Origin of the sequence: Corynebacterium suicordis DSM 45110, assembly GCF_015351405.1 — a bacterium.
Lineage (GTDB): Bacteria > Actinomycetota > Actinomycetes > Mycobacteriales > Mycobacteriaceae > Corynebacterium > Corynebacterium suicordis.
This window is the reverse complement of sequence record NZ_JADKMY010000001.1, coordinates 105,682-120,765: the sequence shown is the minus strand read 5'-3', so window position 1 is coordinate 120,765 and position 15,084 is coordinate 105,682. Positions and strand designations below refer to the sequence as shown.

The window sequence follows — 15,084 nt, the reverse complement described above, 5'->3', positions numbered from 1 at the left end:
CCGGCCGATTATTAGAATTTTAAAGTAGGGTTTACTCAGCAGTGAATAAGTTTTTGCTTCGTGTAGGAGACAGCGGACCTCGGGTTGCCGAGGCCCGCGGTACTCTCGCACGCCTCGGGCTCCTCGAAGATTTCCGAGGCGATGCCACCGGAAGCAATACGCAGCAGTGGACCTCAGAAGACGAATACTTCGACGAAGAACTCGCTAACGCTCTCAAGGCTTTCCAGCAGGACAGGGGAATCGTGGCCGATGGCGCGATCACCGCTGGCACGCTACGGGCGCTGCGCGAAGCATCCTACAAGCTGGGCGCCCGCGTGCTTTCCCTGCAAAGCAACCCTCTGGTCGGTGATGATGTCAGTGAACTCCAGTCGCAGCTACACGATCTAGGCTTTTACACCTCGCGGGTAGACGGCCACTTCGGACCACACACCCACAAGGCCGTGGTCAGTTACCAAACTGATTACGCCCTCCAGGCCGATGGGGTAGTGGGTCCTAGCACCCTCCGCGCTTTGTCCTACCTCGGTCGCCGTATCACTGGCGGCTCTCCGCAGTTCATCCGCGAGCAAGAGCAGATTCGCGCGGCCGGGCCACAACTTTCGGGGAAGCGCGTTGTCATCGATCCCGGCCTCGGTGGCCCGGAGAAGGGCGTGTCCGTCCAGGGCAAGCACGGGCAAATCTTCGAGGAGGACATCCTCTGGGATCTTGCCGGACGCATCGAAGGTCGAATGATTGCAGCCGGCATGGAAACGATCCTTTCCCGCCCCCGCTCTGCAAATCCATCGCAGATGGACCGTGCAGCAATGGCCAATGCCTTTGGTGCTGACGTGATGATCTCCCTCAAGTGCGACATCTACCCGAACGACAAGGCCAACGGGGCGGCTAGCTTCTACTACGGTTCGATTCACGCTTACTCCTCCATGATCGGCGAGAAGCTCTCCGGATTCATCCAGCGCGAGATCACGGCTAGAACGCCTCTGCAGAATTGCTACAACCATCGGCAGACGTGGGATATCCTCCGCCTCACCACTATGCCCACTGTCCAGGTGGTTCCGGGTTACCTGACCAATGAGCACGACGTTGCCATGCTCACCGATCCGGCAGTGCGCGACAGCATCGCAGAATCTATCGTGGTGGCCGTTAAGCGCTTGTACCTGTTGGACAATGACATCCACGCCACCGGTCAATTCAGCTTCGACGAGCTCCTTGCGCGGGAGCTCCGTAACTAGCTTCTCGGTTGAGCTTTCATCGGTTTCTGGTGCCTGGCGGATCTCCAACCCTCACGCACGCCCCCTCATTCCCCGAAACGGGAGAGGGGGTTTTCTAATGCATAACGATGTTTCACGTGAAACATCTCCCGTGGTTGGGGAGGTGGGCGGCTTGGGACTCCGCAGATACACCAGTCGCGCTTCGGCGAGGGGGAGGGGTTAACCACGCTCCAGACCTTCGACCCTTAGCGCGCCCGATCCGCAATTGCTGTTCGATCCACATTCTGCACCTATCTACGAATGCTCTCGGCCACCCACCCCTGCACACCCCATGCCGGCCGGTTCAACTCCGTTGAGACCACCCGGACTGCAATGTAATCCATCCTTCACTCAGCGTTGAGCAAATTCACTCCCCACCACCACCCCTAGCTCATAGTTCAGCCGACAGCCCCAAGCCGCTGAACAGATATTGGCAGAGCAAAAGCGGGATGTTTCACGTGAAACATCCCGCCTAGTAGAGCGATTCATGGACCCGCGACAGGGTCAAGAGAACTCGTTAACCTTATGATTCCACCTTGAGAATCTCCGAGATACGTTCGAAATCATCAGGATCACCGAATTCTACGACGATCTTGCCCTTCTTCTTGCCCATTTGCACGGTCACTTTGGTGTCCAGAGCATTGGAGATGTCATCTGCCCAATGCGAAACATGGCTAGGAAGCGCTGGCTTTGCCCCCTGACGCTTCTTACTGGCTTGATCAGCTCCCTCTTCAAACTCTCGGTTTAAGAGCGTCACAGCCTCTTCAGTGGCACGGACGGACAACCCTTCAGCCACAACCCGCGTAGCCAGGCTCTCCATCAGTTCAGCCCCGCCTTTGATCCCGAGGAGAGCTCGGGCATGACCGCTGCTCAACACCCCGGCAGCGACCCGCCGTTGAACGGGCACGGGCAGTTGCAGCAAGCGGAGCATGTTGGTCACCCGAGGGCGGGAGCGACCAATGCGAGCAGCCAACTCTGACTGGGTTACCGCGAACTCTTCCAACAACTGCTGGTAGGCTGCCGCCTCTTCCAAAGGATTCAGCTGGACGCGGTGAATGTTCTCCAGCAGTGCATCCCGGAGCATTTCCTGATCTTCGGTCTGCCGGATGATGGCAGGGATCTCAGTGAGCCCGGCTCGCTTGGATGCACGAAGACGCCGCTCACCCATGATGAGTTCATAACGTGTGGAACCGTCCGGCAGTTCTCGAACCACGATGGGCTGCATGAGACCGAACTCACGGATCGAGTGTTCAAGTTCTGCGAGCGCTTGCTCATCGAAAACCGTACGAGGCTGTTTAGCATTCGTGCGAACTTCGGAAAGCGGGATTTCCCGGTATGTCGCGCCGAAGTCATCTCCGGCAGGGGACTCAGTCGCCTTGCTCCCATTTTTTGGCTCGGAAACCGACTTTCGCGTTTCACCGACCGCAACATCTCGCACACCTGCACCCGGTAGCGTTACGTCACGTTGACGATTCGACGAAGACGCATCTACATCAGAGTCAGACAGAGTAGCGGGGGACGCGGGCTTCTTCTGGGCGTTCCGACCCGAAGCGGTGTTGCCACCCAAGATCACATCCGCGGCCCCGTTGCCCAGAGACGGACGAGCATTCCCCGAAGGGATAAGCGCACCCAAGCCACGACCCAAACCACCCTTTCGAGCGTTGGAAACTGCGCTGGCTGCCGGCATACCAGGCTTAGAGGCCACGGATTTAGCTGCAGAAGGCGATTGTGGGGAATTCCTATTATTAGACGTAGCCATAGTTAAGTGATCCTTTAATGGAGTTCCGGGGCAATCCCGATAGGAGCAGTTTCAGCAGTGGGGGAATAATCACCACGGGTGGCGAGCTCAACAGCAGCGTCGAAATAAGCTCGAGCTCCCGGAGATCCGCCATCGTACTGCAGAACCGTTTGGCTATAGCCAGGCGCTTCAGACACCTTAACACTACGCGGAATGTGGTTGTCGAGTACAACCGCGCCGAAGTGATTACGTACCTCGTCCGCGACTTGCTGAGACAGCTTCGTCCTGGCGTCGAACATGGTCAAGAGAACCGCGGAAATATGAAGATTGGGGTTGAGGCTCTCGCGGATCATTGAGATGTTGTTGAGCAGCTGACCCACACCCTCCAGGGCGTAGTACTCACACTGAATCGGGATCAACACTTCATTAACCGCGTTCATCGCGTTAATGGTCAGCAATCCCAAGCTAGGAGGGCAATCGATAAACACGAAATCGAAGCCCTCGTCAGCAATGAACTGAGCACTCAAAGCATCGGCCAGGCGGTACTCACGCCTCACCATGGAAACCAGTTCGATCTCTGCGCCGGCCAAATCGATGGTGGCGGGAATGCAATAGAGGTTTTGGTTATCAGCATTCTGCTGCATGACCTCGCCCGGGGTGGCCTCGCCAATCAAGACCTCGTAGGAGGAAGGCGTTCCCATGCGGTGCTCAGCATTGAGAGCAGTGGAAGCGTTGCCCTGAGGATCCAGATCCACCACCAGAACCTTTAGACCATGCATCGCTAGGGCCCAGGCGATGTTCACCGTTGAGGTGGTCTTTCCCACGCCACCCTTTTGGTTAGAGATGGTGAAGGAACGGCAGGATTCAGGCCGATCAAGATGCAAATTGGCGGAGTTGCTCAACCGGGCAGCTTGTCTAGCCGCCTCGTCGATCGGGGTGGAGCCCCAGTCCTCAGATGACATGAACTTCCTTCAGTTGAACCGGAAAACGATTGGGAGCCAAAGGCTCGAAAACTCTAAGACCCAAGTGTTCAGAGTTGATGTTTCACGTGAAACATTGGCTCAGAGAGAAGCACAAAAGATTGCGCTTGGAGTCTCAACGTCTATGCCCAACACTAGTAGGGGAGCGGGACAGCAACAACGCGGATGTTCGAAAACCCAGCGAGCGACCGGGAAACGCGACCAGCTACCTGGTGGCGTCGAAAAAATTACTTGATGCGCTCGATGATTACCACCTGCGTGGGCTCTGCCAACACACTCTGACCAACGACCTCGACGCGACCAGAATCGCCACCAAACTTCTTGATCTCGCGAGCGTCGCGAACCAGCTCCTCAGAAACCGAAGCGCCCTTCAAGGCACGCATACTGCCACCCTTACGAACCAGCGGCAGAGACCAGCCCGTGAGCTTACCCAGGGGAGCCACCGCACGGGAGGTCACCACATCAGCATTGCCAGCAGCGCGAATGGACTCCCGCTCTTCCGCACGGCCGCGGATAACCTCCACATTGATCAACCCCAGATCCTCCACGACCTCCTTGAGGAACGTGGTGCGGCGCAGCAACGGCTCCAGCAACTGCACATGCAGGTCTGGACGCGCAATGGCCAGGGGGATTCCGGGCAAACCAGCACCGGACCCCACATCGACAACGCGGGCGTCATCATCAATCACATCCCCCAGGACCGCGGAGTTCAGGATGTGGCGCTCCCACAGACGATCCACCTCTCGTGGTCCAATGAGACCCCGCTCAATACCTGCCCCGGCAAGCCACACTGCATAGGCCTCGGCCAGTTTCACACGAGAGCCGAAGACCTCGTTGGCGCTGGACGGAGCTGCTGGCACTGAAATTTCATCTGGATGTTCCACGTGAAACATTCTATCGCGCCACAAGGAAAGCAAAAAGGCCACCGTCCCCGTCGGGATAGTGGCCTTCGAAAGAAGAACAAGTTACAGAGAAAGTTACTTCTTCTTGCTCTTCTTAGTGTTAACGGGGCGCGCTCCCGGCTTCGGAGCATTCGTGCGCTTAAGAGCAGCCTTGGCTTCCAGCTCGGCGGCCTCTTCGCGATCCATCTTCTCGAACAGGAACTTCTGCTGAACTAGGGTCCACAGGTTGTTCGTGAACATGTACAGCGCCAAGCCAACCTGCCACATGAAGCCACCCATCAGGTACATGACTGGCATGACCCACAGCATCATCTTCTGCATCAGATCCATTTGCATCTGCATCTGTGCGGACCTCTCATCGCCGGCTGGCTTCTTTGGAGCGGCCGCCTGACGCTTCTTCTGACGATCCATAGACATCCGGGCACTGAAGTGCATCATCACTGCAGAGGCCAGCATCATCGGAATAACAACCCACATGATGTTCGGACGGCCGAAATCGGCAGCCATTCCCAGTGGGGAGAATGCATCATAATTGTCGGGGCTCATGGAGATGTGCGCAGACAGGGGAGCACCGAACAGACGAGCATCTAGGAAGCTCTGCACCTGCTCCACGCCAAACACGTAGTTAGGCGTGTTACGGGTTTCCTCCACGGTCATGCCCAGTTCGCCAACGTTCCCACCCGTGCGGTTGAAGGAACGCAACACATGGAACAAACCGATGAAGATTGGCACCTGAACCAGCGCGGGGAGACAGGAAGCCAGGGGATTAAAGCCCATGTCCTTCTGCAGCTTGCGCATTTCCAGAGACATCGCCTGCTGGTCGTTTTTGTACTTGGTCCTGATTTCCTGCATCTTGGGCTGGAATTCAGCCATCTTGCGAGAGGAACGCAGCTGGTTGGCCATCGGCTTAACCAGCAAAATGCGGATGGTGAACACCAGGAAAATGATTGCCAGTGCCCAGGTCACGCCCGATGCTGGATCCAGCACCATGCTAAACGCCTTATGCCAGAACCAAAGAATGGCCGAGATTGGGTAATAAATAAAGTTCAGCACGTCTGTAGGGTTCTCCTAGTTCAGAGGTACGCGGGAAGATGAGAATGAAGGGTCGATCAGAGCGCAGTGCTCACTGCTATGAGCCGCGTCTCTTGGGGCGAGGAGGAACAGGATCCCAGCCGCCCGGGTGCCACGGACCACATCGAGCCAAGCGTCCCAGCGTGAGCACAAAGCCCTTCAGCGTTCCATGCCTGGAAAATGCGATTAAGGCGTAATTACTACACGTCGGGTCGAAACGACACGTGGATCCCATTTTAAGTGGTGAAAGGTATTCTTGGTAACCCAGAATCGCACGGCGCGCCATCGGGCTGCGAGATGCGCTCTGAAATTCACCGAGGGGTTCACTGGGAGATTCACTTGGTGGAGGAGAGTTTGGCGATTCTCCGGAGGCAGCTGCGCACATCCTTTTCCACCTCCTCCGTGGTTGCGTCCGCGATGTGCGGGAGGGCCCGGATCACAATTTCTTGCTCTTCTTTTATTTCGACGCCACCAGGAGCGGCGAATACCGAGTTCATTGCTGCACGGATCTTTCGTGCCGTGTTGTGACGCACCACGGAATTGCCGACTCCCTTGGACACCACCACGCCCATCTTCGGGCCACCCCAAGAATCGACCCGGGGATTCTTCACCCGCCGGAGGTCTTGGGGAAGAGAGGGATCTGAGACGTAAACCACGACTGTCCGGCTACCCTTCTTTCGCCCGTACTTAATGGTTCGCGCGAAGGCATCCGAGGACCGCAGGCGATGTGAAGCAGCGAGCACGGGGGAAGGCCTTTCTCATTAAGAAAGCCCGGCACTCATAATGAATGCCGAGCTCAATGGTGCTTGTGTGCGCGAGATTACGCGGTGAGAGACTTACGTCCCTTACGACGACGTGCAGAAACAATTGCACGGCCAGCACGAGTGTTCATGCGGGTGCGGAAGCCGTGCACGCGTGCACGACGGCGGTTGTTTGGCTGGAAAGTACGCTTGCCCTTTGCCACGGTACTTCACTCCTTCAAATTCATTTCACCCATGAACACCACGGTGAAAACTCACTGCAGCTGGTTTCAGCTGTAGCGAAGTGTGGTTCTCGGCTTCTGGAAGAAATCCGAGCTTCACCGTACTGCCCATGAAATATGGACGGTTACTGTCGCGATGCACTAAGTGATGCGACCTAAATGGCATCCGATGGTGCAACGGGGGTGTTGCTCACAAGTCTTAATTTCTGAGCCTTCACACCTGTTACGCCACGATTGATGCCGCAGACACTGCATAGATTACTCGCAATACACAATAGAGACAAAATGAAGCAGTTCTGCACCGAAGCTATTCGCTGTGGACATCTCCACCTGCAGCGGAGAGCGCATACCGTTATTCACACAGATTCCAAATCTTCTCCTGTGGACAAAGTGGACACCCCCGAAGTTTAAAGTGAGGGTTTAGGGTATGAATATGCAGGTCAGAGAGTTTTCCCACGACAAGTAGAGTTATCCACACCTTTCGACTAGATTGGGGATAACTCAGCAAGAAAGTTATCCACAGCTGTTCATAACTCTGTGGAATACCAGCTAAACGAATATCTTTGGCTGTGGAACTAGTAGTGAAAAACTTGAGGATAATGAGCTAAACATCCCCGAGTTTTTCTATCTGGTGGTGCTCTCCGAGTATGTAACAATTACCCACCCCCTCCAGATTTCTCGCCCGTACCCTTAGTTGTATTTCGATAACCTGCCCTGACTCCGCCCACTCAAAGATCGCGACATTCCTGGCCGATGAACTCTCCTTCCGCTTCCTCCCACGAGTCCTTTCCACACTTGTGGAGCTCAGTGATTTCTCGGTGGTTGGCAGATGATCCCGCGAACCAGGAATTCCCTGCTCTCACCCAAAAACAGCGCGCACTTCTGGCGCAGATTCAGCCTGAGGTTTTAGCAGGTAACTACATGATTCTGCAGACTGCTTCGCGCCTGGTCCGGGAAGAAGTGGAATCCAAGCTCAACAGCGCCATCTGTGAGGTTTTCAGCCGAGAATTGGGGCGGAATATTCAGCTCTCAATCAACATCGTGTCCCCCTCAGCAATGAACACCCCGGCTGAGGAATCTCCTGAAGAAATTTCTACTGCCCCTGCGCACACTCCGCCTGCTCCCGCGCCTGAACCACAGCGCACACGAGAGGAGCTAGCCGAGGAGCACGCTCGCAGTTACCAGGCTTCTACTGATCACATTGATGTGGAACCTTCCCCGGTCCCACAAAACTGGGGACGCATGGTCAGCCCAAGCTTGGCCGACTCTCCTCGGCAATCCCCGCCAGCCACGCCTACCGCTCCTCACCAGGCTGAAAGCTACCCATCCGGAAATCGGAAATCCGATGATGATGTCTTCCGCTCACTCCAGAATGATCCGGATGAGCAAGATGATCAGCCGCACATGAACAATCGATATACGTTCGATACGTTCGTGACCGGCGATTCCAACAGTTTGGCGTACGCGGCCTGCCGCGCCGTGGCGGAATATCCCGGTAAGTCGTACAACCCGCTGATGATCTGGGGAGAATCCGGGCTGGGCAAAACTCACCTCTTGCACGCGACCGCTCATTACGCGCAAGAGCTGCGGCCCAACATGCGCATCAAGTATGTCTCCAGTGAAGAGCTCACCAATGAGTTCATTAACTCTATTTCCACTGGTGGGCGCAAGGATTTCAAGGATCGCTACCGAAACCTCGATCTGCTGATTGTGGATGACACCCAGTTCTTGCAGGGCAAAGAGTCCACTCAGGAAGAGTTCTTCCACACTTTCAATGCGCTGCACCAGGCCGGCAAGCAGATCGTCCTCAGTTCTGACCGCCCACCCCGGCAGCTCACCACCCTGGAAGATCGTCTCCGCACCCGCTTTGAATCAGGGCTTACTGCTGACGTGCACTCTCCGGATTTGGAGACCCGCATGGCAATCCTCACCATGAAGGCTCGTTCGCAAAACGTCGAACTTCCACAAGATGTCAAAGAGATGATCGCTTCCCGCTACGAGAAGTCCATCCGCCCATTGGAGGGCGCCTTAATCAAGGTGTTGGCGTATTGCTCTTTGGGTCATCAGCCGATTTCCCTGCAGGCCGCGGAGGTGGCATTGCAGGACATCATGCCTGATGACGCCGACGTGGAGATCACCCCGCAACTGATCATTGAGGTGATCAGTGAGTTCTTCTCACTGACTCCCGATGAGATCGTAGGTAAGGGAAGAGCCCGACAAGTGGCGAACGCGCGACAGATCGGCATGTACCTGGGCCGTGAACTCACCGATCTTTCCTTGCCAAAGCTGGGACAGGCTTTTGGCGGTCGTGACCACACCACCGTGATGTACGCAGAGCGACGGATTAACGACAAGATCCAAGAGGATCACAAGACCTTCAACCAGGTTCAGGAACTGACCCAGAGAATCAAGGCTCGGTCTCGGGATTAGCAAATTTCTTCTCTCGAGGGGGGAGTAGAAGATGAGCTATCCACAGTTATCCACAGGAACTTGGGGAGAAGTGGACACATCTGTGGATAACCTCCGCCCCTCTCACCTTTGATATCTATAGTTATCCACAAGTTAACAGGTGTTTCCACAGGTGTAATTACAAAAATGTGATTACGGGTGATGCCAACTTCACCCAAACTCATCTTGGCGCTCCAGTGAACTTGGGGATAACCGGCACTAAACTGCGGAGAACTACATGAACAAGTTGTGCATAACCCCCACGCTCAGTAACTTCTCCACAGATGCCCCGAGTTATCCCCAGCCAGTTGCACTTTCTATACACAGGGCAAAACCGGCTTTACACTGGCAAAACGGGCTGAACCCACAGATCCCACAGCCCCTATAACTACTACTAAATAACTAATTAAAGGGAGAAGAGAAGCAACTTGGGGATGTGAGTTAATCTGGAGCACGGACACAAGCGTCATGCGCTCAACACAAATACGCAGACGCTGATAGACACGGACACAGGAAGACGGAAAAAGACACCATGGAACAACACACCGTGAGTTTCACAGTGCCGAAGGACGATTTCTCCGCGGCTCTCGCCTGGGTCGCCCGCTCCTTGCCTTCCAAGCCCACCCAGCCGATTCTGCGTGGCGTGATGATCGAAGCCGATGACGAGGGATTACATCTTTCTGGCTTTGACCGCGAGGTATCCACTCGCGTGCACATCAATGCCGAGGTCGATGAACCAGGTCGCATCCTGGTGGCCGGCCGATTGTTGGCAGATATCGTGGGATCTTTGCCTAACAAGCCCATCTCCATGCGCCTGGAAGAAACCACGGTCACACTATCCAGCGGATCTTCTCGGTTTGAGCTGCGCCCCATGACCATCGAGGATTACCCAGTTCTGCCGAAGCTTCCTGAAGCCACCGGAACCATTGATCCCCACTTGTTCTCCGAAGCTATTTCGCAGGTAGCAGTGGCCGCGGGCCGCGATGACACCCTCCCCATGCTCACCGGCGTGCACGTGGAAATCGATGGATCCAACGTGGTCATGGCTGCAACGGACCGTTTCCGTCTGGCCGTGCGTCACCTCACGTGGAATCCTTCGGAATCCTCAGCCCAGGCCACGTTGTTGGTTCCCGCTCGTACCTTGGCAGATGCGGCCCGCTCGCTGGATCCGCACGATAACGACGACATTTCCATCGCCGTGGGTGCCGGAGAATCCATCGGTAAGGAGGGGATCCTGGGCCTGGAGATGCATCAGCGTCACATGACCACCCGCCTGCTGGATGCAGAATTCCCCAAGTTCCGTCCTTTGCTCCCACAGCACCACAAGGCCCTGGCCAGCGTGGAAATCGATCCGCTGCAGGATGCAATTCGCCGCGTTTCGCTGGTCGCGGACCGCAATGCGCAGATTCAGATGGAATTCACCGAGGGCAATGTGACCCTCTCCGCCGGTGGCAGCGATGTAGGTCGGGCAACCGAGCAGCTGCAGTGTGCGTTCACGGGTGATCCCATGACCATCGCGTTCAACCCGGGTTATCTCAAGGAAGGTCTCTCCGCTATCGGCACTCAGCGGGTGATCTTCGGTTTCACTTTGCCTTCGCGCCCAGCGATTCTCATCCCTGAGTCTGCTGAGATGACCGAAGCCGATGAAGATGGCAATTTCCCCACCCCTAAGACCGATTTCATCTACCTGCTCATGCCGGTGCGTTTGCCGGGCTAAGCCAGCGGTAACCACAGAATTCGCAGCTCACACCCACATCAGCAATTGAATCGGCAGCTAGGTCAGCATGTACGTTCGCGCTCTGCACTTGGAGGACTTCCGTTCCTGGAAGTCCCTTGAGCTGGAGCTCGAACCCGGGGTAACCGTATTCACCGGCCCCAACGGCCACGGGAAAACCAATATCGTCGAGGCCCTCGGGTACTTGGCACATCTGGGTTCTCACCGTGTGAACAGTGATGCCGCCCTGGTCAGGGAACATGCAAATACCGCCATGCTCAGCGCCACTGCCGTCAACGGCACCCGCGAGCTCACCGCTCGCCTCACCCTGCGGGGCCATGGCGCGAATAAGGCGCATATCAACCGCACCACGTTGGCCACCACTCGCGAACTTCTGGGCATCGTCCGCACCACCCTGTTTTCCCCGGAGGATCTGGCTCTCGTCCGCGGGGAGCCCGAGCAGCGCAGGCAGTTCCTCGATTCCATCATGATCGCCCGCTATCCTCGCCTCGGCGCCGTCAAGGCGGATTATGAAAAGGCTCTCAAGCAGCGCAATGCCCTGCTGCGCTCGCACGCCATGCGCTCCACCCTGGGCGGCAAGCGCACGGAGGAAGAGGAAGCTGCCCTGACCACCTTGGATGTCTGGGATAGTCAGCTGGCATCCCTGGGTGCGCAGATCATGTCCGCGCGGATCCAGATTGTCCACGACCTCGCCCCGCACCTCGCGGAAACGTATCAGCGCCTGGCCCCGGAATCTCGCCCCGCACACGTTAGTTACACCTCCACCATCGATGCAGCACTGGCAGATCTCGGAATCCAGCTGGGTACGTCCACCCCGGGCGAGCCCACGGCGCTGCTCAGCCCGGATGTCGCCGAAGCTGCTCTCCTCCAGGCCTTCGCGGAGAAGCGGAACCAGGAGATCGACCGCGGCACCACCCTGTTTGGCCCTCACCGGGATGACCTGATCCTCATGCTCGGGACCCAGCCGGCGAAGGGCTTCGCATCTCACGGTGAGTCCTGGTCAGTGGCACTTTCCCTGCGTCTCGGAGCGTTTTTCATGCAGCGTGGGGACGGCACCGAGCCCGTCGTCATCCTGGATGATGTGTTTGCGGAATTGGATTCTTCTCGACGCCAAGCCCTTGTCTCCCTCATCTCCGATGCCGAGCAGGTACTCATCACGGCCGCGGTTGACCAAGACATCCCGGATGAGCTCAGGCAAAAAGCCCAGATATTCTCTATCTGTGCTCGCGATACCGAAGACGGGCGAATCTCAGAGGTTGTCCAGAAACCGGGAGGTGCCGCGGAATGAGTGAAGACCAGAATTTAGATCCCGTGGCTCAGGCTCTGGAGGGCTTGAGAAAAGCCGGGGGAAAAAGTGGAGCTGAACTGCCCAGGGTGGCGTCGACGAAAAGGATGCGCGACACCCGAGGGCGTGGTTCCCGGGCGATGAAGCGGCCGACTGGCCTGGATGGGCGCGCGGATAAGAGCTACCGGGATCCGAAGAGTTTGCATGAGCTGATTCAGCCCACCATCAAGCGTTTTGGGTGGGCTGAGGACTTTGCGATCGGCACGGTGATGAACAACTGGGAAGAGATCGTGGGGCCCACAGTGGCGGAGCGGACCCGGCCGGTGGAGTTCAACAAAAACGGCCGTGAGCTGGTCATTGAATGCGATTCCACGCCATGGGCCACGCAGTTGCGCTACATGAAGACGCAGATCCTGGAGGCGATCTCGCATCTGGCGGGGGAGGATCTGGTGCGTGATCTCAAAGTGAAGGGTCCGAACCTCGGCCCAAAACCGAAGGGGAAACTCCGGGTAAAGGGCCGCGGACCCCGGGATGACTATGGGTGAGATGACACATATTGCCTCGTGGGGCATGCCGGTACATGAATTTGTCCGGGTCACACGCTAGAATAGTGGGGTTAATGTCCACTGTTAAAGGAGCTTGACCCAACGTGGCACAGTCAGAAGCAGCCGATTCCACCGCAAAGAGCAATTACGGTGCGGAATCCATCACCATCCTTGAAGGATTGGAAGCCGTTCGTAAGCGACCCGGCATGTACATCGGTTCCACCGGTGAACGCGGCCTGCACCACCTGGTGTGGGAAGTCGTGGATAACTCCGTGGATGAGGCCATGGCGGGTTATGCCACCAAGGTTGAAGTAAAACTGCTAGAAGATGGCGGCGTTGAGGTCATCGATGATGGCCGCGGTATCCCCGTGGAGATGCACCCCACCGGCATGCCCACCGTCCAGGTGGTCATGACCCAGCTGCACGCCGGCGGCAAGTTCGACTCGGATTCCTATGCGGTTTCCGGCGGTCTGCACGGCGTGGGTATTTCCGTGGTGAACGCACTGTCCACCCGCATGGAAACTGAAATCAAGCGCGATGGTTACCTGTGGCGCCAGAACTTCAACTACGCGGTTCCCGAGGAACTCGAGCAGGTGAAGAAGGCCCGCGGCACCGGCACCAAGCAGCGCTTCTGGCCAGATGCTGAGATCTTCGAAGTCACTGAGTTTAACTTTGACACCGTGGCCAAGCGCCTGCAGGAAATGGCTTTCCTGAACAAGGGACTGACCATCGTTCTCACTGATGAGCGCGCCCAGGCAGAGCCAGAGAAGGACGAACTGGCCCTGGCCGCTGAGGATGCGGAAGCTCCAAAGTCTGCCGAGGAAATCAAGGCCGAGCAGAAGAAGAACAAGGGTCCACGCACCAAGACCTTCCACTACCCGGAAGGGCTGAAGGATTATGTGGATCACATGAACCGGAAGCGCAATCCGATTCACCCCACCGTGATTTCCTTTGAGGCCAAGGCCAAGGAGCACGAAGTGGAAGTGGCCATGCAGTGGAACAACGGTTACACGCAATCCGTGCACACCTTTGCGAACACCATCAACACCTTCGAAGGTGGCACGCATGAAGAAGGTTTCCGCGCGGCACTGACCTCGCTGATGAACCGCTATGCCCGCGATCACAAGCTGCTCAAGGAGAAGGAACCGAACCTCACCGGAGATGACGTGCGCGAAGGCCTCGCTGCCGTGATTTCCGTACGCGTTGGTGATCCCCAGTTCGAGGGCCAGACCAAGACCAAGCTGGGCAATACGGAGATCAAGGGCTTCGTACAGAAGTCCATCAATGAGCACCTCACGGATTGGCTGGATGCCAACCCCGCCGAGGCGAAGAACATCATCAACAAGGCAGTGTCTTCTGCCCAGGCTCGCGATGCTGCTCGTAAGGCACGCGATCTGGTGCGACGGAAGTCGGCGTCGGATATGGGCGGACTGCCCGGCAAGCTGGCCGATTGCCGCTCCAAGGACCCCAAGCTTTCCGAGCTCTACATCGTGGAGGGTGACTCCGCAGGCGGTTCCGCGAAGTCCGGCCGCGATTCCATGTACCAGGCCATTCTTCCACTGCGCGGCAAGATCCTGAACGTGGAAAAAGCCCGCATGGACAAGGTGTTGAAGAACGCCGAGGTGCAGGCCATCATCACCGCGCTGGGCACGGGCATCCATGATGAGTTTGATATCGAGAAGCTGCGCTACCACAAGGTGGTGCTGATGGCCGATGCTGACGTGGACGGCCAGCACATCGCAACTCTGCTGCTCACGCTGCTTTTCCGCTTCATGCGTCCGCTGGTGGAGCAGGGCTACGTGTATCTGGCTCAGCCACCGCTGTACAAGTTGAAGTGGGGCAAGGGTGAGCCCGGATTCGCCTTCTCCGACCGCGAGCGCGATGCGCAGATGGCCGAAGGTCTGGCCGCCGGCCGCAAGATCAATAAGGACGATGGAATCCAGCGCTACAAGGGCCTCGGTGAGATGAACGCCAAGGAGCTGTGGGAAACCACCATGGATCCCAGCACCCGTACTCTCCGCCGCGTGACCCTGGAAGATGCCGCTGCCGCCGATGAGCTGTTCAGCATCCTCATGGGCGATGACGTGGTGGCACGCCGCAGCTTCATCACTCAGAACGCGCGCGACGTGCGCTTCCTAGACGTCTAAGGGCAAG

At 57.0% G+C, this 15,084-nt stretch carries 13 protein-coding genes; 6 read left to right on the top strand and 7 right to left on the bottom strand.

The genetic code is table 11. The features are described 5' to 3' along the window. Nucleotides 1–41 precede the first annotated feature (41 nt). Nucleotides 42–1,226 carry an N-acetylmuramoyl-L-alanine amidase gene (locus IRY30_RS00520; protein WP_194555474.1) on the top strand — a complete coding sequence of 395 codons (1,185 nt, stop codon included), beginning with the start codon at nucleotides 42–44 and terminating at the stop codon, nucleotides 1,224–1,226. 541 nt (nucleotides 1,227–1,767) lie between these two features. On the opposite strand, the gene IRY30_RS00515 is transcribed toward IRY30_RS00520, so the two are convergent. The 7 genes from IRY30_RS00515 to rpmH form a co-directional block, all read right to left on the bottom strand. Continuing rightward, entirely contained in the window at nucleotides 1,768–3,003 is a 1,236-nt protein-coding gene (locus IRY30_RS00515; RefSeq protein ID WP_374708558.1) for a ParB/RepB/Spo0J family partition protein, read from the bottom strand. Nucleotides 3,004–3,017: 14 nt separating this feature from the next. Continuing rightward, nucleotides 3,018–3,944 (bottom strand): ParA family protein, encoded by a 927-nt coding sequence (locus tag IRY30_RS00510; protein ID WP_194555473.1) that lies wholly within the window; start codon nucleotides 3,942–3,944, stop codon nucleotides 3,018–3,020. Nucleotides 3,945–4,189: 245 nt separating this feature from the next. Beyond that, the gene (gene rsmG, locus IRY30_RS00505) at nucleotides 4,190–4,855 is read right to left on the bottom strand and encodes a 16S rRNA (guanine(527)-N(7))-methyltransferase RsmG (protein ID WP_194555472.1); all 666 of its coding nucleotides are present in this window, start codon (nucleotides 4,853–4,855) and stop codon (nucleotides 4,190–4,192) included. Between the two features lie 84 nt (nucleotides 4,856–4,939). Continuing rightward, nucleotides 4,940–5,917, bottom strand: a complete 978-nt coding sequence (yidC, locus tag IRY30_RS00500; protein ID WP_194555471.1) for a membrane protein insertase YidC — start codon at nucleotides 5,915–5,917, stop codon at nucleotides 4,940–4,942. Between the two features lie 76 nt (nucleotides 5,918–5,993). Beyond that, nucleotides 5,994–6,221: a membrane protein insertion efficiency factor YidD gene (yidD, locus tag IRY30_RS00495; RefSeq protein ID WP_194555470.1), complete on the bottom strand. Its 228-nt coding sequence runs from the start codon at nucleotides 6,219–6,221 to the stop codon at nucleotides 5,994–5,996. Between the two features lie 49 nt (nucleotides 6,222–6,270). Then, complete coding sequence (gene rnpA / locus IRY30_RS00490) at nucleotides 6,271–6,678, bottom strand: ribonuclease P protein component (RefSeq protein WP_194555469.1); 408 nt, start codon at nucleotides 6,676–6,678, stop codon at nucleotides 6,271–6,273. A 77-nt stretch (nucleotides 6,679–6,755) separates the two neighbouring features. Continuing rightward, nucleotides 6,756–6,899: a 50S ribosomal protein L34 gene (rpmH, locus tag IRY30_RS00485; protein WP_099298543.1), complete on the bottom strand. Its 144-nt coding sequence runs from the start codon at nucleotides 6,897–6,899 to the stop codon at nucleotides 6,756–6,758. 825 nt (nucleotides 6,900–7,724) lie between these two features. Here rpmH and dnaA point away from each other — a divergent pair. From dnaA to gyrB, 5 genes are all read left to right on the top strand, one after another. Continuing rightward, nucleotides 7,725–9,347: a chromosomal replication initiator protein DnaA gene (dnaA, locus tag IRY30_RS00480; protein WP_374708559.1), complete on the top strand. Its 1,623-nt coding sequence runs from the start codon at nucleotides 7,725–7,727 to the stop codon at nucleotides 9,345–9,347. Between the two features lie 550 nt (nucleotides 9,348–9,897). Then, on the top strand, nucleotides 9,898–11,082 hold the full coding sequence (gene dnaN, locus IRY30_RS00475) for a DNA polymerase III subunit beta (RefSeq protein ID WP_194555467.1): 1,185 nt from the start codon (nucleotides 9,898–9,900) through the stop codon (nucleotides 11,080–11,082). A 67-nt stretch (nucleotides 11,083–11,149) separates the two neighbouring features. Continuing rightward, the gene (gene recF, locus IRY30_RS00470; RefSeq protein WP_194555466.1) at nucleotides 11,150–12,388 is read left to right on the top strand and encodes a DNA replication/repair protein RecF; all 1,239 of its coding nucleotides are present in this window, start codon (nucleotides 11,150–11,152) and stop codon (nucleotides 12,386–12,388) included. Next, entirely contained in the window at nucleotides 12,385–12,930 is a 546-nt protein-coding gene (locus tag IRY30_RS00465) for a DUF721 domain-containing protein (RefSeq protein ID WP_194555465.1), read from the top strand. The genes recF and IRY30_RS00465 overlap by 4 nt, the downstream gene beginning before the upstream one ends. 104 nt (nucleotides 12,931–13,034) lie before the next feature. Beyond that, nucleotides 13,035–15,077, top strand: a complete 2,043-nt coding sequence (gyrB, locus tag IRY30_RS00460) for a DNA topoisomerase (ATP-hydrolyzing) subunit B (RefSeq protein WP_194555464.1) — start codon at nucleotides 13,035–13,037, stop codon at nucleotides 15,075–15,077. The last annotated feature ends 7 nt before the right edge of the window (nucleotides 15,078–15,084 follow it).

What these genes read in the sequence shown, in the direction of transcription:
- IRY30_RS00515 (WP_374708558.1), bottom strand. Translation starts at nt 3,003, where the DNA reads ATGGCTACGTCTAATAATAGGAATTCCCCACAATCGCCTTCTGCAGCT.
- IRY30_RS00510 (WP_194555473.1), bottom strand. Translation starts at nt 3,944, where the DNA reads ATGTCATCTGAGGACTGGGGCTCCACCCCGATCGACGAGGCGGCTAGA.
- rsmG (WP_194555472.1), bottom strand. Translation starts at nt 4,855, where the DNA reads ATGTTTCACGTGGAACATCCAGATGAAATTTCAGTGCCAGCAGCTCCG.
- yidD (WP_194555470.1), bottom strand. Translation starts at nt 6,221, where the DNA reads ATGGCGCGCCGTGCGATTCTGGGTTACCAAGAATACCTTTCACCACTT.
- dnaN (WP_194555467.1), top strand. Translation starts at nt 9,898, where the DNA reads ATGGAACAACACACCGTGAGTTTCACAGTGCCGAAGGACGATTTCTCC.
- recF (WP_194555466.1), top strand. Translation starts at nt 11,150, where the DNA reads ATGTACGTTCGCGCTCTGCACTTGGAGGACTTCCGTTCCTGGAAGTCC.
- IRY30_RS00465 (WP_194555465.1), top strand. Translation starts at nt 12,385, where the DNA reads ATGAGTGAAGACCAGAATTTAGATCCCGTGGCTCAGGCTCTGGAGGGC.